This is a genomic window from Paraburkholderia sp. BL6669N2, assembly GCF_003387275.1.
GTDB lineage: Bacteria > Pseudomonadota > Gammaproteobacteria > Burkholderiales > Burkholderiaceae > Paraburkholderia.
On the sequence record NZ_QUNA01000002.1, the window covers coordinates 2,227,410 to 2,246,547 of the forward strand.

Consider the following 19,138-nt stretch of genomic DNA (forward strand, 5'->3'; position numbering starts at 1 on the left):
CCTACAGCCTACTTTTGATGCGCAACCACGTTCGCCACGTCCCGCACCAGTTGACGTGACGCCGCGAAACGCAGCGTGCGTTCGACATCGACGGTCAACGGCCCTTCCCAATCCAGCGCGATCTCATAGCGGTCGCCGCGCTCCAGTTCGATTTCGCGCTCGCCGTCGAAAGCGAGCGTGCCGTGCTCGGTGTCGAGCGGCCGCCACACGCCGACTTCGACGCGTTCGCACGTGCGCATCACCACGCGCTCCACGCGGCCCGGCGCAATCGGCGCCACCAGCGGCACGCCCGATTCGCCCGGCGCCGCGAAACGCAAATGCAAACCGTGCGACGCGGTGCGCTCCACGGGCGCCCACGCTCCGCCGATCGACGAAAGGCCGATGCCGTCCGGCGAGGCAAACGTGAGAAAGAGTTCTTCGATATCGGCCGGATCGGACACGGCCCGCGCGCCGACAAAGCGCTGGCGGCTCACGCAGACATCGACCAGCGCGATCTCCTCGCGGCCGCGATTCGGCCCGGCCGTACAGCGCACCACGAGCCGCTTGTTGCGCATCAGCGCCGCGTCCGGCGGCACCGCGCCCGACGCGACAAGCGCGCCCGCAAGGCCGGCCACGGTCGCTTCGCGCAAATCCGGAAAGGCGTTGTTGGTGCCGGTGGACAAGGTCAGCAACGGCACTCTCCCGCAATGTGCGGCGACGGCGCGATGCGTACCGTCACCGCCCAGTACGGCGATCAGTTCGACACCCGCCTTCAGCATCGCGGCGACCCCGGCGTGGGTATCGGCGACGCTGTCGGTGATCAGCTGCTCGATGAACTCGACCTCGGGCCAGCGCTGTTGCGCGGCGACAGCGTCGTGCGTGTCGAGCGCGCGCAGCAGCAGCGCCGCCACGCCGGTCCGGTCGCGCAAACACAGCACGCGGGTCACGCCGAGCACACCGAGCCCGACCAGCAGGCGCACCACCATGTTGGCTTTTTCGGAGGTCGGAAACACCGACGCGTAGGAAGTAAGACGACGAATGTCGCGACCCGACGCCGGGTTCGCGATCACGCCGACGGTGATGGGCGATGGCACTGTACTTGTCTCCTTTCTACGCCGTCGTCGAACGGCGGCGCTTTGTCATGCGCAGGACACTGCAAAGGGTGTGCCAATTTGCCGAATAATCGTGACGCCACACGAAAGTGCCGTGTTTAAAGGGCTCTGCGCATTGCCATGCGGGCGAGACATCGAACCACTGCCGCGCGATGCAGCGTCACAGGCGTCTCACGCCGACCGCTTGCGACGTTCGCAACCGGCACGACGAAACCGAACACGCAGCGCAAACCCTTCACCCGCCTCGATCCGCGCGGCAAGGCTCCACGTCTCACCCGAGACTGAGACAAACGTCTCACGCGTCTCGCGTGCTGCATTGCAGTGTGATTCCTCAAGCGGGATGTGATACAAGAAGCCCTGATCTCACTGTGTGTCGCTCGCCTGGAGCCGACCATGCCTTACCTCTCGCAGACCCAGCACATCGACCGCGTGCGTGGCGCCATTGAAGGACGCCTGCCCGCGCCTGCCGATTCTCCGCGGCTCGTCTCGTCGTGGCAGCGTTCGTTCGAACAGTACCGGCTCGACCCTGGCGCCGTGATCGGACCGCGCGTGCTGACGTCCGCCGAATTGCGCGAAGTGCAGGGCAAGGAAGAGGACTTTCTGCGTGCGTCCGGGCAATGTCTGTCACGTCTGCACGACATGATTCGCGTCGCCGACTATTGCGTGATGCTCACCGACGCGCACGGCGTCACCATCGATTACCGGATCGACCGCGAACGCCGCAGCGATTTCAAGCATGCAGGGCTGTATATCGGTTCGTGCTGGTCCGAGCGCGAGGAAGGCACCTGCGGCGTGGCGAATGTACTGACCGATCTTGCGCCGATCATCGTGCACAAGACCGATCATTTCCGCGCTGCGTTTACCACGCTCACCTGCAGCGCGGCGCCGATCTTCGCGCCGACCGGCGAGATGATCGGCGTGCTCGATGCGTCCGCCGTGCAGTCGCCGGATAACCGCGACAGTCAGCGGCTCGTGTTCCAACTCGTGCGGCAAAGCGCCGGTCTGATCGAAGACGGTTACTTCCTCAATCAAACCAGCCAGCACTGGGTTCTTTTCGGCCATTCGAGCCGCAACTTCGTCGAGGCGCAGCCCGAAGTACTGATCGCCTTCGACGAATGCGGCAATCTCGTCGCCGCCAATCGCAAGGCGCGCGAGTGCATTCCGGCGCTCAACGGTCCACGCCACATCGACGACGTATTCGACACGTCGGGCTCGCATCTGCACGACGTCGCGCGCACGGATGCGATTATCGGCTTGCGCCTGCGCGCAACCGGAACGACGCTGTATGCGCGGATTCGTGCGCCGCTCAGGCGCGTCTCGCGCTCGGCGTCCACGATGAACGGCAGTGCCGCACGCTCGTCGCAAAGCGCGTCGCAAGACGATCTGCAACTGGGTGCGCTCGGGCGTTTTCTGCACAGCGCGGAGCCGCAGATCGCGCACAACGCGGCCGTGGCGTTGCGCGTGATGGGCAAGCGTCTGCCGATTCTGATTCTCGGCGAGACCGGCGTCGGCAAGGAAGTGTTTGCGCACGCGGTACACGATTCGGGCGCGCGGCGTGCGAGGCCGTTTATCGCCGTGAATTGCGGCGCGATTCCCGAATCGCTGATTGAAAGCGAATTGTTCGGCTACGCGCCCGGCGCCTTCACCGGCGCACGCAGCCGCGGCGCGCGCGGCAAGATTGCGCAGGCACATACGGGTACGCTGTTTCTCGATGAAATCGGCGACATGCCGCTCGATCTGCAAACGCGTCTGCTGCGCGTGCTGGCCGAAGGCGAAGTGACACCGCTCGGCGGCGATGCGCCCATGCGCGTGGATATCGACGTGATTTGCGCCACGCACCGCGATCTCGCGCAGATGGTCGCGGCCGGCACGTTCCGCGAAGACCTGTATTACCGGCTGAGCGGCGCATGTTTGCCGATGCCGCCGCTGCGCGAACGCGCGGATATCCGCGACGTGATCGACGCGGTCTTCGACGAAGAAGCGCAAATGGCCGGCCACGTGCTCACGCTGGACCCACAACTCGCCGAACGTCTTGCAGGGTTCGCATGGCCGGGCAACATTCGCCAGTTGCGCAACGTGATGCGGTACGCGTGCGCGATCTGCGACAGCGCACGCGTGGAATTGCGCCATGTCGCGCCGGATATAGCGGCGTTGCTCGCGCCCGAGGCCGCGCACAAACCGGCGTTATTGCGGATCGATCCGCATGACGGCCGGCGACGGGACGCGCGGCAGGATCCGCGCGAGGAGCGTGCTCGCATTATCGACGCACTCACGCGCCATCAATGGCGGCCGAACGCGGCGGCGCAGGCGCTCGGCATGTCGCGCGCCACTTTGTATCGGCGTATTGCGTCGTTGGGCATCGTCGCACCGCATCGACGGTGAAGCGCTGCTTGTCAGTGTGATGCGTCGCCACGCGCAAAACGCGTGAGTCGCCATTGCCACTACGCGTTTTCGTATTCCATTTTCACGTACCCGTTTGTATGGATTGCGATCTTTTCGATTGACAAGACCTGCGGCAAAACGGCACACTCGATCTCATGTTGACGCACATCTCCATCGCGAATGCGATTACACACCCGAAGCGAGCCATCATCGGCTGGCCATTGGGAGTACGTGCGCGTTAGCAGTCTGAATCTGCGTAACACATCCCCAAGGCCCCGCCGGTAACGGAAGGGGCCTTTTGTTTTGTGGGCGCCTCCGTCAGCCGGCTTGATGACGGAGAACGAGATGGATCAGGCAAGCCCGCAGTGCATGGATGATGACTCGAGTCTGGTGGCGTATCGGCAGGACGAGCGTCTGCCGAGGCTGGTGCTGCATTTTTCAGTGACGCCAGGCGCGACGCTGACCTGGCGTGTGGAGGCCGATAGCACGCTCGCCGTGCAGGGCGCGCGCCTCTGGCTCACACGCGTCAGTTCACCTTACGATCATTGGCTCGATCCGGGCCACACATTTCAACTCCAACGCGGCGAGCGTGTGTGGCTGAGTACCGATGGCGAATGCGTCGCGCGCGTGTCGTTGAGCTACGCGTTGCCGGCGCGAGGCGGTCTGCTCAGACGCTGGCTGGGACGACTCGCGTGGTTGAGTCTGGGACCGCCTGCGCCACGTTAGCCGAGTGCCTGACGGCGCGGCTCCGCGAGGCAACACACGCGACGGGAAAGACACAAACACCCCTGCAAACGAGGGGTGTTTGCTCGCACGCTCTTTTGCACGAACGCGTGATGGCGCAAGACTGTTTATATGCTTACTTCGGCGTCACCTGCACGGCCGCCGCTGAAACGAATACCGCGTGGATCGTATCGCCGACCTTGACGTCTTTCAGATCGACGTCCGGACCGGCTTCGAGGGTTTGCGTCTGATACGCGCCGCGCAGCGTGACCAACCGCTTCTTGCGATCGATCTTCTGCACGGTGGCGAGCACTTCGATCTGGCGCGCCGATTCGAAGCCGCCCGAAGCCGGGGCATACACCTGTGTGTCGACACGCGCGCGAATGCCCTTGTCCTTGCCGGTGACCTTCTCGGCCTTCACGAGCAGCGCATTCTTGTAGAGCACGTCCACCTGATCACCCACTTTCAGCTTGTCGAAACCCTCCACCTGCTGGCTTACGAGCACGACCACCACGTTGCCGCCCGACCCCTTGAGCGTGAGCGTACGTGTGCCTGGATCGATACCGACGATCTGCGCCCGCACATGCACCGGCTCCACCGCGCTGACGACGCCTTGCGCGGCACTGGCCATGGCATCTTGCGCCCAGGCCGGCTGGGCTGCGGCCAACGCCGCGAACACCAACGCTGCTCCAATGGTCGTTGCCTTCATATGCATGCTCCTCGAGAAATTGTTTGATGCAGCGTGACGGCGATCCGAAACCGCGAGATGCCGATTGATAACTCCATGAGTGCCTGTGTGTCTTCAGGATGATAGTTTTCAAAAGGTACGGCGCAAATGATTTTACATGCCTTACAACGGTCTGCAATTGATTGAATTGTGATCTTCAAATAAATGCACGCAGCCCTGTAATGTGCCGCGACGTGGCGTCGCAGCGGCGTCTTGCGAGACGACAACGACGCGACATTGCCACCGCCATTCAAAATGAACGACAGGTTTTAAATGCACCCAGCATTAAGCGGATACTGCATGATTGTCGAATCGGCAATCAATATTTTTTGGGTATTCGAGCATTATCGAGCGTGTCATTAGATCGGATTAGATGCCGATTCGATATGCGCCCCATGCGCGTTGAGCACAAAAAGAAACAGCCTCGTCGCGTGAGCAACGAGGCTGTTTCATCCAGCAGCTTCAACCGTGACGCGGACTAAGCCGCTGAACGATCACACCCGCTCGATCGCGATCGCAATGCCCTGGCCGACGCCGATACACATCGTGCACAGCGCAAAACGGCCTTGCGTGCGATGCAGCTGATACATCGCCGTGGTCACGAGACGCGCGCCGCTCATGCCGAGCGGATGGCCCAATGCGATCGCGCCGCCGTTCGGATTGACGCGGGCGTCGTCGTCGGCCACGCCGAGTGCGCGCAGCACCGCGATGCCTTGCGAAGCGAACGCCTCGTTCAGTTCGATCACGTCGAATTGATCGATGCTCATGTTCAGACGCGCCAGCAGTTTCTGCGTGGCGGGCGCCGGGCCGATCCCCATCACGCGCGGTGCGACGCCGGCCGTGGCGATACCCAGCACGCGAGCACGCGGCGTCAAGCCGAAGCGCTTGGCGGTCTCTTCATTCGCGAGCAGCAGGGCCGCCGCGCCGTCGTTCACGCCCGACGCGTTGCCTGCCGTAACGGTGCCGTCCGGACGCACTACGCCCTTGAGCTTGGCGAGCGTTTCGAGGCTCGTCTCACGCGGATGCTCGTCTTGCAGCACCGTGATCGGGTCGCCCTTCTTCTGCGCGATCGTCACGCCGACGATTTCCTGCGCGAGCGTACCGTCGCGTTGCGCGCGCGCCGCTTTCTGCTGGCTGCGCACGGCGAAAGCGTCCTGATCGGCGCGGCTGATGTTGTAATCCGTGGCGACGTTCTCGCCCGTTTCCGGCATCGAATCGACGCCGTACAGTTTCTTCATCAGCGGATTGACGAAACGCCAGCCGATGGTCGTGTCATGGATTTCAGCCTGGCGCGAGAACGCAGTAGGCGCCTTGCCCATCACGAACGGCGCGCGGCTCATGCTTTCCACGCCGCCCGCCACCATCAACGCGGCCTCGCCGGATTTGATGGCGCGTGCCGCGATGCCGACCGCATCCATGCCCGAACCGCACAGGCGGTTCACCGTCGTGCCCGGCACACCCTGCGGCAAGCCCGCCAGCAACAGCGACATGCGCGCGACGTTGCGGTTGTCCTCGCCGGCCTGGTTCGCACAGCCGTAGATCACGTCGTCGATCGCGTTCCAGTCGACGTCCTTGTTGCGCTCCATCAGCGCCTTGAGCGGCACGGCGCCCAGATCGTCGGCGCGTACCGACGACAGCGAACCCGCATAGCGGCCGATGGGGGTGCGAATCGCGTCGCACAGGAATGCTTCGGTCATGTGATGTCTCCAGTTGATGTGCTGCGTGCGCCGCGCCGCGGCCGGAACTCAGGCCCGGCGCAAACCGGACGCGCCGGAAAGCACGACGGAAAGCGGCTGCCGGGCAGCGGCGGCGTCAATTCAGCTTAGCGCAGGATGATGAACGGTGGGCTCGAGAATGTCGCAACATGTTCTTGATACGAACAGACGGTCATATATCGAACAACCAGACACGATAATAGACGCGCGGCCGAAACCATGTCAAGCACGGCCAGGCCCGCACCAGGGAATACGTGCAGGCCGCGTGCGTTTTTTCGAAGAATCAGACGAAACGTGCGCCCCTGCCGGCGGCCCGTTTTCCAGGCGCCGGCACGGGGCTGAAGACTGCGTGGCGCGTGTTTCTAGCGGAGCTGGATATGCTCGTCCTCGATATAGCTGCGGATCACATCGGCAAAATTGCGCTCGCCGCTCAACCCCAGCCCTTCGGCACGCGACGTATCCCACCGTCCCGGCCAGCTACCCACGATTTTTTCGACGCGCGCATCCGGTTCGAACACGATCCGCGCGGCGACCGCGTCGCCCGCCACCTCGCGCAGCGCGGCGACCATCTCGTCGACGCTCACCGAAATACCCGGCAAATTCAACACGCGCTGGTTACCGAGCGCGGCGGAATCGAGTTCGAGTCCGGCGATCAGGCTCTCGATCGCCTTGCGCGGCGACAGCAGCCACAGGCGCGTCGAGCCCGCGACCGGGCACACCGCCGCTTCGCCGTTCAACGGCTCGCGAATGATGCCGCTCGCGAACGACGACGCCGCCGCATTCGGCTTGCCCGGCCGCACGCTGATGGTGGGCAGCCGCACCACGCGGCCGTCGACGAAACCGCGCCGCGCGTAATCGTTGAGCAGCAACTCCGCGATCGCCTTCTGCGCGCCATAGGACGACTGCGGATTCAGCGCGGTGTCGTTCTGCACGACCTCGGGCAATTCGCCGCCGTACACCGCGACCGAACTCGTGAACAGCACGCGCGGCCGGTGGCCACGTTGCCGGCAAACTTCGAGCAGCAGCCGCGACGCATCCAGATTGATGCGCATGCCGAGATCGAAATCCGCTTCGGCCTGGCCGCTCACGACCGCGGCCAGATGGAAGATCGCCGAAGTCTGGGCGTCCATCACGCGCTCGAGCACGCTGCGCTCGGCGATGTCGCCTACTTCCGCGCGCACGCGCTTATCGCCGAAATCGTTGGCTTGCACGACGTCGAGCAACACCAGTTCGGTGATCGCTTGCGGCGTGCCTTGTGGGTCTTTCAGGGAACCCCGCGCGAGCAGTTCGCGCGCGAGACGCTGGCCGAGAAAACCCGCACCGCCGGTAATGAGTACTTTCATGATGTGTTCGTCCTTGTTAGCGGGTCGCGTTCAGATACGGTTTGAGCCAGCCGAGACCGGCCGACGTGCCCGCGCGCGGCCGGTATTCGCAGCCGATATAACCGTCGTAGCCAAGCGAGTCGATCAATTCGAGCAGGTACGGGTAGTTCAGCTCGCCCGTATCGGGCTCATGGCGCTCGGGCACGCCGGCGATCTGAATGTGGCCGATGCCGGCCATATCGCGCTTGAGTTTCACCGCAAGGTCGCCTTCGACGATCTGGCAGTGGTAGCAGTCGAATTGCACCTTGAGATTTCCTGCGCCGACTTCCGCACAGACCGCTTGCGCTTCGTCCTGACGGGTCAGAAAGAAGCCCGGCATGTCGCGCGTATTGATCGGCTCGATCACGACGGTGATGCCCTCGGCCTGCGCCGCCTGGGCGGCATGGGCGAGATTGCTCAGGTACACCTCGCGATGTTTCGCGCGCGGCTGATCCGCGCCGATCAGGCCGGCCATCACATGCAGTTTGCGATTGCCGAGCACGCGCGCGTAGTCGAGCGCGGTATCGATACCGCGGCGAAATTCATCTTCGCGGCCCGGCAGCGAGGCGATCCCACGTTCACCGCCGGCCCAGTCGCCGGGCGGCGCGTTGAAAAGCGCTTGCGTCAGACCGCTCGCGTCGAGGCGCGCCTTGATCTCGTTGGCGGGGAAATCGTAGGGGAACAGAAACTCGACCGCTTCGAAACCGTCTTGCGCCGCGGCGGCGAAACGGTCGAGGAAAGCGTGCTCGTTGTACATCATCGAGAGATTGGCGGCGAAGCGAGGCATGGCAGCGACTCCTTGAAAACGTTGATGCGGCGCGCGGCAGCAACGCATGCCGCGCGAGCGTGTCGATTTACCGGTTGACCAGTTTGGCCGGCGTGAACCACGTGGCGATCGCGCCGATCACGAGCATGCCCGCCAGCACATACATGCCGGTTTGCGTGCTATGCGTGAGATCCTTCAGATAGCCGATCATGTACGGGCTCGCGAATCCCGCGAGATTGCCGATCGAATTGATAATCGCGATGCCGGCCGCAGCGGTCGCGCCCGACATGAACGCGGTGGGCAGCGACCAGAACAGCGGCGCGCAGGTCAGCACGCCGGCAGCGGCGAGCGAAAGAAATGCGATCGACACCACCGTGTTGTCCGCGAACGAAGCCGCGACCGTGAAGCCGATCGCACCGAACAGCGCCGGCACGATCAGATGCCAGCGGCGCTCACGGCGCTTGTCGGCACTGTGCCCCATCAGATTCATCACGACGATCGCGCACAGGAACGGAATCGCGCTCAGCAGGCCGATATTGAACGCGCCGGTCACACCTGTCGATTTGACGAGCGTCGGCATCCAGAACGTCAGACCGTATTGCCCGGTGACGAACGCGAAATAGATCAGCGACATCCACCACGTGCGCGGATCGCGGAACACCGCGCCGAGCGAGTGCGCCTGGGCCTTTTCCTTCGGCTGCGCGGCGGCGATTTCATCGGTGAGCAGGCGCTTTTCGCGTTCGCTCAGCCACTTCGCGCTAGCGATGCCATTGTCGAGATACAGGATCGTGGCGATGCCGATCGCAATGGCGGGAATCGCTTCGATCAGAAACATCCATTGCCAGCCCGCGAAACCGGAGCTGTTGTGGAACGTCTGCATGATCCAGCCGGACAGCGGATTGCCGAAGATGCCCGACACCGGAATCGCCGACATGAACACCGCAATGATCTTCGCGCGCCGATGCGACGGGAACCAGTAGGTCAGGTACAGGATCACGCCGGGATAGAAACCGGCTTCGGCGAGGCCGAGAAGAAAGCGCAAGATGTAGAACTGCATCGGCGTCTTCACGAAAACGAACACAGCCGAGAGCAAGCCCCACGTAATCATGATTCGCGCGATCCAGATGCGCGCGCCGAGCTTGTGCATCAGAATGTTGCTCGGCAACTCGAACAGAAAATAGCCGATGAAGAACACGCCCGCGCCAAGACCGAACACCGTTTCGCTGAATGCCAGGTCTTGCGACATCTGCAATTTGGCAAAGCCGACATTCACGCGGTCGAGATAGGCGACCACATAGCAGAGCATCAGAAACGGCACGATGCGCCAAAATACTTTCTTGTAGGTGCGCTCGACTTCGGCGGTGCCGGGTTGTCCCGTGGCCGCTGCTGCAATCGGCTGGCTCGAGGTGGCCTGATACGAACTCATGCATTGTCTCCTTCAGTGGATGGCCCGATGCGTCATGTGGAGCGCAACGTGACGTGGCTGTGTTTTGTCGGCTGTGACTACCAGCTAGCGCCGAATACGGTGCGCAGTTCTTCGAGTGCGGCTTCGTCGAGCGGTGCGGGCCGCGGGTTCGTCATCAACCACAAACGCGCGGTCTCTTCGAGTTCTTCTAGCGCATAGGAGGCTTGCGCCACGGAACGCTCCCACACCACCGGACCGAGACGTTCGAGCAGCACCGCGCGAACGCTGTCGGCCAGTGCGGCGATCTGTTCGGCGACTTGCGGATCGCCGGGCCGCCTGTAACGAATCAGGGGGACGTGGCCCACTTTCATCACGTAGTACGGCGTGATGGGCGGCAGCACGTCGGTCTCGCGCCAGACGCCCGCTAGAGTCAGCGCGACCAGATGCGTCGAATGCGTGTGGACGATGCCACGCGCCGCGCCGTTGCGCGCATAGATGCCGCGATGCAAGGCCAGCGTTTTCGAGGGCCGGCCGCCGGATACCGCGTTGCCGTCGAGATCGACTTTGGCGATATCGGCGGGATCGAGCCGGCCGAGACAGGCATCGGTCGGCGTGATCAGCCAGCCGTCGTCGAGCCGCGCGCTGATGTTGCCGGCGGTGCCGACCGTGTAGCCGCGTTGATAGAGACTCGCGCCGGTTACGCAGATTTCCTCGCGAACGCGTGCTTCGTCCGTTGTGTGAAGTGCGGGCGCGCCGGTCATTGCGCGGCTCCGTTCAGATGACGCAGCGCTTTTTCGAAGAAGTCGGTCGTGCCGAAGTTGCCGGATTTCAGTGCGAGCGCGAGCGGTTCGGCGCCGGTCGTGGCGGTGGCCGGCACGCCGGGATCGATCTGCGCGCCGATGCGCAGCGTGTGCACGTCGAGCGCCTGCACCACTGCGCCCGAGGTCTCGCCGCCCGCCACCACGAACTTGCGCACGCCGCGTTCGTGCAGACCGCGCGCGATCGACGCCAACGTGTTTTCAACCAGATGCCCTGCTTCATTCACGCCGAGCTGACGTTGTACCGCCTTGACTTCGTCGGGCGTGGCGGTGGCATAGATCAACATGGGCTCGGCTTTGTCGAGGTACGGCTGGGCGAAAGCCAGCGCCTGCTCGACGACGTTCTCGCCGCGCGCAGCCGCGAGCGGATCGACACGGAACGCAGGCCGTGTCGCGCGCCATTGCGCGACCTGCGCGTTGGTCGCTTTGGATGCGCTGCCGGCCAGCACCGCCGACAATCCGCTCACCTGAGGCAACTGCGCGGCATCGCCCTGCTCGTTCAGCAAACCCGCGCGGCGGAAGTTGGCCGGCAATCCCAGTGCGATACCTGAGCCGCCTGTGATCAACGTAAGATCGGCACACGCTTCGCCGAGTACGTAGAGGTCGGCATCGGACACCGCATCGGCAATCGCCATGCGCACGCCTTCGTTACGCAACCTGTCGAAAGAGTCGCGCACGGCCGACACGCCTTGCGCTACGGCGTCATAACGCACGAGCCCGACTTTCGACTGCGTCTGCCGCTGCAGCACGCTCACGAGGTTCGCGTCGCGCATCGGCGTGAGCGGATGGTTCTCCATGCCCGACGCGTTGAGCAACGTGTCGCCGACGAACAGATGGCCGCGAAAGATCGTGCGGCCGTTCTCGGGAAATGCCGGACAGGCGATCGTGAACGCGCCAGCGCTGCCGTCGCCGGACAATGCGTCGAGCAACGCGTCCGTGACCGGGCCGATATTGCCCGCGTCGGTCGAATCGAAAGTCGAGCAGTATTTGAAAAAGAACTGCCGGCAACCTTGTGCGCGCAACCAGTCGAGCGCGGCGAGCGATTGCGCGACCGCATCGGCGGCGGGGATCGTGCGCGATTTCAGCGCGACCACCAGCGCGTCGGCCTCCACCGTTTCATTCGATGCGGGCACGCCGATGGTCTGCACCGTGCGCATGCCGCCGCGCACCAGCATGTTGGCGAGATCAGTGGCGCCGGTGAAGTCGTCGGCGATGCAGCCGAGCAGCGCGCGTTTCGTAGTAGCCGTCATGACGCTGACCTCCTCACTTCGCCGCCGGCACGTCGATGCCGGGGAAAATCTTGATCACCGCGGAATCGTCCTCGCCGCCGTGACCGGCCGTGGACGCCATCATGAACATCTGATGCGCCGCCGCCGACAGCGGCAACGGGAATTTCGAGCGGCGTGCGGTATCGAGCACGAGGCCGAGATCCTTGACGAAAATATCGACGGCTGAAAGCGGTGTGTAGTCGCCGTTCAGAATGTGCGGCACGCGGTTCTCGAACATCCACGAATTGCCCGCGCTGTGTGTAATCACTTCGTACAGCGCATCCGGATCGACGCCCTCGCGCAGGCCGAGCGCCATCGCCTCGGCGGCCACCGCGATATGCACGCCGGCCAATAGTTGATTGATGATCTTCACCTTCGACCCGGCGCCGTGTTCTGAGCCGAGGCGATACACCTTGCCCGCCATTGCGGCCAGCACGTCCTCGCACGCAGCGTAGGCCGCAGCGGGACCGGACGTCATCATGGTCATCTCGCCGGAGGCCGCGCGCGCCGCGCCGCCGGAGACCGGTGCGTCGAGCATCTGCAAACCGGCCGACTCGATCCGCTTGCCGAGTTCGATCGCGAAGTCCGGCGCCACGGTCGCGCTGGCGATCACCACGCCGCCCGGTTTCATCGCCGCGACCGCGCCCTGCTCGCCGAACAGCACGGCTTCGGTTTGCGCGGCATTCACGACCAGCGTGACGACCACCTCGCACTGCGCGCCGAGTTCGGCGGGCGTTGCGCAACCCACGCCGCCTTCCGCGACGAACGCATTCAGGACCTCGCTGCGCAGATCGCATGCATGGACCCGCAGACCCGCGCGCAACAACGAGCGCGCGACACCCAGGCCCATTGCACCAAGACCGATGACACCGACATTTCTGGACATGCTTGACCTCTATGAATTCGTTGGACGCTCGCGCGCAACACTGGGCGTTTCAAGCTCGGCAGGAAAGCTCAGCAGATCCCTGCTTCCGCGAGACGCCGTGCCGCGTTGTACATATGCGTTCGCGCCGCATTGCGCGCCGCCATCGGATCGCCCGCGCGAATCGCGGCGGCGATCGCCGCATGCTCTTCGCGCACCTGACGCGAAAAGTCCTCCCGCAACGCTTCGTTGCGGCGCGTGACGACCGTGCCGGCTTCGAGGTATTGATTCAGGAACGTGAGGGTTTTGAGGAAATACGGATTGCCGGTGGCGGCCGCAATCGCGCGATGGAACGCGACGTCTTCCGCTACGCCGTCCTCGCCTTCGGCCACGGCCTCGTCGATCTTCGCGAGCGCCGCATCGATCGACATCATGTCGGCGTCGCTGCGGCGCATCGCGGCTTCCGACGCGACTTCCGCCTCGATGGCGCGCCGCAGCGCGAGTATCTGCACCACCGAGCCGGGCTCGACCGCTTCCGCGTAGTCGATCCGCAGCGGCCGCACCGTGCCGTGCGCGGCGACGAACACGCCGCTGCCCTGGCGCGGCTCGACCACGCCCTCGTTCTTCAGCCGCGAGATCGCCTCGCGGATCACCGTGCGGCTCACGCCGAACTGCTGCGCCAGCACGGCCTCGGTCGGCAGCTTGCCGCCGCGCTCGAAGGTGCCTTTGTCGATCTGCTTGAGCAGCTGTTGCGCGACCGTGTCGCTCAACGCTCTCGCAGGAATCTTCTCGAACATCGATGCCTCGATTGATCATGTTGTCGGGTCATCATACAAATTTTAGGCACGGGCTGCATCCATGCAAACCCTGGGATTTTTGTTCATCTGGCGGCAAAGTTGGCGAAACAGAAGGCTTAAGCTATCGTCACGCCTTTAGCGCGTCGCGCCGGGAATTCAGGCGCGGCGCGGGTCCGCAGTTCCTCGAACGCATCTTCAAGGTCCATGAGCAAAGCCCTGCCGCCGTCTTCCGCCGTTCCCGTCAGCGCCGAACCGGCCCCGGACAAACCGGGCGACTCCTATGTGCAGTCGTTCGCGCGCGGCCTCGCGGTGATCCGTGCGTTCGACGCCACGCGCCCCGAACAGACGCTCACCGACGTCGCCGCCGCCACCGGTCTCACACGCGCCGGCGCGCGCCGCATTTTGCTGACCCTGCAGACGCTCGGTTATGTGGAGGCCGAAGGCCGGCTGTTCCGCCTCACGCCGAAGATCCTCGACCTCGGCTTCGCGTATCTGACTTCCATGCCGTTCTGGAACCTCGCCGAACCGGTAATGGAACAACTGTCCGCGCAGGTTCACGAGAGCGTCTCGGCAGCCGTGCTCGATCGCACCGAGATCGTCTATGTGCTGCGCGTGCCGACCCACAAGATCATGACGATCAACCTGTCGATCGGCAGCCGCTTGCCGGCCTACTGCACGTCGATGGGCCGCGTGCTGCTGGCCTCCCTCGACGACGAAGCGCTCGACGCGACGCTGGGCTCGACGCCGCTCTACGCCCACACGCCGCGCACGGTCACCGACAAGGAAGAGTTGAAGAAGCTGATCGCGCAGGTGCGCCGCCAGGGCTGGGCGATCGTCGATCAGGAACTGGAAGGCGGTTTGATTTCGCTGTCCGCGCCGATCCGCAATCGCCAGGGACGCGTGATCGCCGCGATGAATATCAGCGGCAATGCGCAGCGCAATTCCGGCAAGCAGATGGTGAAGGCGTTTTTGGAACCGTTGCAGCACGCCGCGCAAACCGTCTCGGAGATGGTGGCGCGGCGCGGGTAAGCGCGGCGGCGGCGCCTTGTTCGAGCAAGCAATCAATCGATCGGCTTGTCCGCGGTTTCCTTCAGCATCGAGACCGCGATCAGCGACACCACGACGCACGCCGCCACATAACCGGCCGGCGCCAGCTTGCTGCCAGTCAGCTTGATCAGCCACGTGGCGACGAGTTGCGCGGTCCCGCCGAACACGCACACGCTCAGCGCATACGCGATCGAAATGCCGGTGGCGCGCACGCGCCGCGGAAACGACTCGCACATCAAGGCAAATTCCGACGCCGAACCCATCGAGTAAAACAGCAGCATCAGCGCGGTCAGCGACATGATGACGGGCAACTGCGGAAAGCGGTTGATCAGCATGAAGGCCGGAAACAGCAGCAGCACCAGCACGCCGCGTCCGAACAGGATCGGCCGCTTACGGCTGCCGATGCGATCCGACAGCATGCCGAATAGCGGACACGTGATCAGCATCACGAAACCCGAGGCGACGCCGACCAGCATCGATAGCGACATCGGCAGGCCGAGCGTGTGGATCGCGTAGGTCGGCATGTAGAAGGTCAGGATGTAGGTCGAGACCGTGCCGCCCATCACCGTCAGCGTGATCAGGATGAGCGGGCGCACATGGCTGGTGAAGAGTTCGTGCAGCACGCCGCGTTCGATCGCGTGGCCGTGCGCGCTCGCCGTGTCGTCGGCAAGACGGCGGCGCAGATACATGCCGACCGGCGCGATCAGCACGCCGAGCAGGAACGGAATGCGCCAACCCCAGCTTTCCAGCGAGTCTTTCGGCAACGCGCCGGACAGCGCCGCCGCGATGCCCGAGCCCATTAACGCCGCGCCGCCCTGCGTGGCCAGTTGCCAGCTTGCGCGAAAACCGCGCCGCGTGCCGCCGCCCTGTTCGAGCAACGTAGAGGTGGCCGCGCCGAACTCTCCGCCTTGCGAGAAGCCTTGCACGAGACGCGCGAACACGATCAGCAAAGGTGCCGCCAAACCGATCTGCGCATAGGTCGGCGCGATTGCGATCAGGCCGGTGCTCACCGCCATCAGCATGATGGTCAGATTGAGCGCGGCTTTGCGGCCCTTGCGGTCCGCGTACACGCCGAGCATGACGCTGCCGAGCGGCCGCGTGACGAAGCCCGCCGCGAACGTCGCCACCGACAACAGCAACGACGTGGTCGGATCCGCCGACGGGAAATACAGCTTACCGATGATCACGGCAAAAAAACCATACACGGTGAAGTCGAAGAACTCGAGCCAGTTGCCGATCACGGCGGCAGCGATCGCGCCTCGGCTCGTGGTTCGGCTCGCCGCGGCGGCGTGGCTCGCATCGGTCGTGGTACTCATCGCGTGGTCTTCCTCGTTGTTATGGTTGTAGGGCTTGGCTAGGGCGCGGCGCGTTGCGCCGGATCACTGCCCCAGATAGCGCTCCACCAGCCGCGTCCAGAACGCCGCGCCGACCGGCAGATTGCGGTCGTTGAAGTCGTAGTGCGGGTTGTGCACCATGCAGCCGTCTTCCCCTGCGCCGTTGCCGATGCGCAGAAACGTGCCCGGCCGCTTCTGCAGCATGAAGGCAAAATCTTCGCTGCCCATGAGGATGTCGGTCTGCGCGACCACCTTGTCGTCGCCGACCAGTTCGCGCGCCACCTCCACCGCGAAATCCGTTTCGGCATCCGAATTGACCACAACCGGATAACCTTCGATGTACTCCACCACCGCCTTGCCGCCATAGCTCGCGGCCTGCGATTCAGCGAGTTCGGTGATGCGCTTCTTCAGCAGCGCGCGCACCTCGGGACTGAACGAACGCACGCTCAGTTCCAGCTTCGCACTGCTCGAAATCACGTTGTTCGCGGTGCCCGCATGCATCGAGCCGACCGTCACCACCGCCGGCTGCGACGGATCGACGTTGCGCGCGACAATCGTCTGCAATGCCATCACGATGCTCGCCGCCACCACGACCGGATCGACCGTCAGATGCGGACGCGCCGCGTGGCCGCCGACGCCTTCGATCGTGATGATCGCCTTGTCGCCCGCCGACATGAACGGCCCTTTACGGAACAACAGCACGCCCGGTTCTTCGCCAGGATGGTTGTGCACGCCGAACACGGCGTCGCAGGGAAAGCGCTCGAACAGGCCGTCGTTGATCATCTTCAGCGCGCCGCTGTCGATGCCGCTCTCCTCGGCCGGCTGAAAGTACAGATGCACCGTGCCCGAAAAATTGCGCGTGGCCGCGAGGCGTTGCGCGGCGCCGAGCAGCATCGTGGTGTGGCCGTCGTGGCCGCATGCGTGCATCTTGCCGTGCGTGCCGCTCGCATACGGCAAGCCGGTCTGCTCGATGATCGGCAGCGCGTCCATGTCGGCGCGAATGCCGATACTGCGCTTGCCGTCGCCCACCTTCAGCGTGCCCACCACGCCCGTCTGGCCGACGCCGCGCGTGACCTGCCAGCCCCATTGCTCGAGCTTGCCAGCGACCAGCGCGCTCGTCTGGTGTTCCTCGTAGGCCAGTTCCGGATGATGGTGAATGTGATGGCGAATCTCGCGCAGGCTCTCGGCGGCGGGCGCCAGGTCGGACACTTCGGTAAAACGCGCGGCTTCGCTCATCTCCAGGGCTCCAAGGATTCATGGCCGCATGAAAACGCGGCAAACAGGCGAGCACTATAGCGACGCCGTTTTGTTCGAATAAGATGCTGTTTTTTTCACCCCGATTAACAAGCGTTATATACGGGATTACCCGAATGAAACCGCAGCAGTTGCAAGCGTTCGTGGCCGCCGCTCATCACCGCAGTCTGCGCGCCGCGGCGCGCGAACTCGGCGTGACGCAACCGGCCGTCACGCATACGATCCGCGAGCTTGAGAGCGCGTTGAATGCCGAGCTGATGGTGCGCAGCGTACGCGGCATCGAATTGACGGCATGCGGGCTCGCGCTGCTGCCGCGCGCCGAGCAGTTGCTCGGCGACATGCGGCGTACGGTCGAAGCGGTCGAACAGGTCAAGGGAGAACTGGCCGGCAGGGTCAGCGTGGGCACCATGCCGTCGATCGCGCTCACGGCGCTGCCGCACGCGGTCTCGAAGTTTCGCCTCGCGATGCCGCTGGTCAATCTGCATCTGGAGGAAGTGACGATTCCGGACGCCGTCGCGCGTTTGCGCAATGGCGCGCTGGATATCGCGGCGATCCATCATGTGCAGGCGCTCGACAGCGATCTGGTGCAGGCGCCGCTCTACTCGACGCAGTTCGTCGTCGCCATGCGCGCCGGGCATCCGCTTGCCAATGTGACGCGCCTGCATGAGTTGCTCGACGCGGAGTGGATCGTGACCGTGGGCGCCGATCACTTCCCGCACAGCGTGATGATGGCGATGTTCGCCGCGCACGGCTTGCCGGTGCCGAAGCGGCTGGTCCGTGCGCCGTCGTCGTTCGCGGTGACGCTCGGACTGGTGTCGCAAACCGATGTGATCGGCTGCTTCACGCGGCCGCTTGCGCAGATGGTCGCGCCGCTCGGCATTCGCGTCGCGCAGATCGAAGAGGCGCTGCCTAACTACGATCTCAGCATCATTTCGCGGCGCGGCCTGCTGCCGACGCCGGCCGTCCTGCAGTTCGTATCGTGCCTGCAGGATGCGACACGGGAGAGCATGGCGGCAGCAGGATAGTACGGCTTACTGAACGTCGGCTTCCGCCTTTAAAAACGCAATCAACTCATGTCCGGCTTCGTCGAGCGCGCCGGAATTATCGATCGTGGTGCAGCGCACGCCGTCCGGCAACGAGAACGGCGCGCGGCGCGCGAGCCGCGCCGCCACCTGTTCCGCCGACTCACGCGCCCGCGCGCCGAGGCGGGCTTCGAGAATGTGCGGCGCGGCGTCCACGTGTACCACTTCCGTGTGCGGATAGCGCGCCAGCACGTGCTGCAAATGCTGCCGTGAGCCGTTGACGACCACCGTGCAGCCGCGCGCAAGCCACGCATCGAGTTCGACACCGATGCCATAGCGCAGCGAATGGCTCGACCATTCGAGCGCGAACAGGCCGAGCACGGAACGCGCCGCGAACTCTTCCACGCTCAATGCCACATGCGCCTCGCCGTTGCCGCTCGGCCGCGTGATGTAGCGATGCGCGAACAGAATCGGCTCGCCCATCAGGTGCTTGCGCGCGAACTCCAGCAACGAATCCTTGCCCGCGCCGGACGGTCCCATTACGTAGATCAAGCGACCTGTCATTG

Annotated in this window: 17 protein-coding genes; 4 read left to right on the forward strand and 13 right to left on the reverse strand. The window is 64.2% G+C overall.

From position 1 onward, the window contains the following. Positions 1-8: 8 nt before the first annotated feature. The gene (locus B0G80_RS32480) at positions 9-1,073 is read right to left on the reverse strand and encodes an ATP-NAD kinase family protein (RefSeq protein WP_116121961.1); all 1,065 of its coding nucleotides are present in this window, start codon (positions 1,071-1,073) and stop codon (positions 9-11) included. 411 nt (positions 1,074-1,484) lie between these two features. On the opposite strand from B0G80_RS32480, the gene B0G80_RS32485 reads away from it, so the two are divergent. Continuing rightward, on the forward strand, positions 1,485-3,473 hold the full coding sequence (locus B0G80_RS32485) for a sigma-54-dependent Fis family transcriptional regulator (protein ID WP_116121962.1): 1,989 nt from the start codon (positions 1,485-1,487) through the stop codon (positions 3,471-3,473). Between the two features lie 345 nt (positions 3,474-3,818). Then, complete coding sequence (locus B0G80_RS32490) at positions 3,819-4,199, forward strand: DUF2917 domain-containing protein (protein WP_106282392.1); 381 nt, start codon at positions 3,819-3,821, stop codon at positions 4,197-4,199. Positions 4,200-4,332: 133 nt separating this feature from the next. Here B0G80_RS32490 and B0G80_RS32495 read toward each other — a convergent pair whose 3' ends face one another. The 9 genes from B0G80_RS32495 to B0G80_RS32535 form a co-directional block, all read right to left on the reverse strand. Further along, positions 4,333-4,905: a hypothetical protein gene (locus B0G80_RS32495; protein WP_116121963.1), complete on the reverse strand. Its 573-nt coding sequence runs from the start codon at positions 4,903-4,905 to the stop codon at positions 4,333-4,335. A gap of 512 nt (positions 4,906-5,417) precedes the next feature. Continuing rightward, complete coding sequence (gene pcaF, locus B0G80_RS32500; RefSeq protein ID WP_116121964.1) at positions 5,418-6,620, reverse strand: 3-oxoadipyl-CoA thiolase; 1,203 nt, start codon at positions 6,618-6,620, stop codon at positions 5,418-5,420. A 380-nt stretch (positions 6,621-7,000) separates the two neighbouring features. Continuing rightward, on the reverse strand, positions 7,001-7,981 hold the full coding sequence (denD, locus tag B0G80_RS32505) for a D-erythronate dehydrogenase (protein WP_116121965.1): 981 nt from the start codon (positions 7,979-7,981) through the stop codon (positions 7,001-7,003). Positions 7,982-7,997: 16 nt separating this feature from the next. Beyond that, the gene (gene otnI, locus B0G80_RS32510; protein WP_116121966.1) at positions 7,998-8,786 is read right to left on the reverse strand and encodes a 2-oxo-tetronate isomerase; all 789 of its coding nucleotides are present in this window, start codon (positions 8,784-8,786) and stop codon (positions 7,998-8,000) included. Positions 8,787-8,853: 67 nt separating this feature from the next. Beyond that, on the reverse strand, positions 8,854-10,191 hold the full coding sequence (locus B0G80_RS32515) for an MFS transporter (RefSeq protein WP_116121967.1): 1,338 nt from the start codon (positions 10,189-10,191) through the stop codon (positions 8,854-8,856). 77 nt (positions 10,192-10,268) lie between these two features. Beyond that, on the reverse strand, positions 10,269-10,931 hold the full coding sequence (locus B0G80_RS32520) for an aldolase (RefSeq protein ID WP_116121968.1): 663 nt from the start codon (positions 10,929-10,931) through the stop codon (positions 10,269-10,271). Further along, entirely contained in the window at positions 10,928-12,238 is a 1,311-nt protein-coding gene (gene otnK / locus B0G80_RS32525) for a 3-oxo-tetronate kinase (RefSeq protein WP_116121969.1), read from the reverse strand. The genes B0G80_RS32520 and otnK overlap by 4 nt, the downstream gene beginning before the upstream one ends. 13 nt (positions 12,239-12,251) lie before the next feature. Beyond that, positions 12,252-13,142 (reverse strand): L-threonate dehydrogenase, encoded by an 891-nt coding sequence (ltnD, locus tag B0G80_RS32530; RefSeq protein WP_116121970.1) that lies wholly within the window; start codon positions 13,140-13,142, stop codon positions 12,252-12,254. A gap of 68 nt (positions 13,143-13,210) precedes the next feature. Beyond that, positions 13,211-13,915, reverse strand: coding sequence for a FadR/GntR family transcriptional regulator (locus tag B0G80_RS32535; protein WP_106282401.1), 705 nt, complete (start codon positions 13,913-13,915; stop codon positions 13,211-13,213). Positions 13,916-14,119: 204 nt separating this feature from the next. On the opposite strand from B0G80_RS32535, the gene B0G80_RS32540 reads away from it, so the two are divergent. Next, entirely contained in the window at positions 14,120-14,944 is an 825-nt protein-coding gene (locus B0G80_RS32540; RefSeq protein ID WP_116121971.1) for an IclR family transcriptional regulator, read from the forward strand. A 32-nt stretch (positions 14,945-14,976) separates the two neighbouring features. On the opposite strand, the gene B0G80_RS32545 is transcribed toward B0G80_RS32540, so the two are convergent. Beyond that, positions 14,977-16,278, reverse strand: a complete 1,302-nt coding sequence (locus B0G80_RS32545) for an MFS transporter (RefSeq protein ID WP_116121972.1) — start codon at positions 16,276-16,278, stop codon at positions 14,977-14,979. Between the two features lie 63 nt (positions 16,279-16,341). Then, positions 16,342-17,532, reverse strand: coding sequence for a M20 aminoacylase family protein (locus B0G80_RS32550; protein ID WP_116121973.1), 1,191 nt, complete (start codon positions 17,530-17,532; stop codon positions 16,342-16,344). A 134-nt stretch (positions 17,533-17,666) separates the two neighbouring features. On the opposite strand from B0G80_RS32550, the gene B0G80_RS32555 reads away from it, so the two are divergent. Next, the gene (locus tag B0G80_RS32555) at positions 17,667-18,575 is read left to right on the forward strand and encodes a LysR family transcriptional regulator (RefSeq protein ID WP_116121974.1); all 909 of its coding nucleotides are present in this window, start codon (positions 17,667-17,669) and stop codon (positions 18,573-18,575) included. A gap of 6 nt (positions 18,576-18,581) precedes the next feature. Here B0G80_RS32555 and phnN read toward each other — a convergent pair whose 3' ends face one another. Next, positions 18,582-19,136 carry a phosphonate metabolism protein/1,5-bisphosphokinase (PRPP-forming) PhnN gene (gene phnN, locus B0G80_RS32560; protein ID WP_106282406.1) on the reverse strand — a complete coding sequence of 185 codons (555 nt, stop codon included), beginning with the start codon at positions 19,134-19,136 and terminating at the stop codon, positions 18,582-18,584. Between the last annotated feature and the right edge of the window lie 2 nt (positions 19,137-19,138).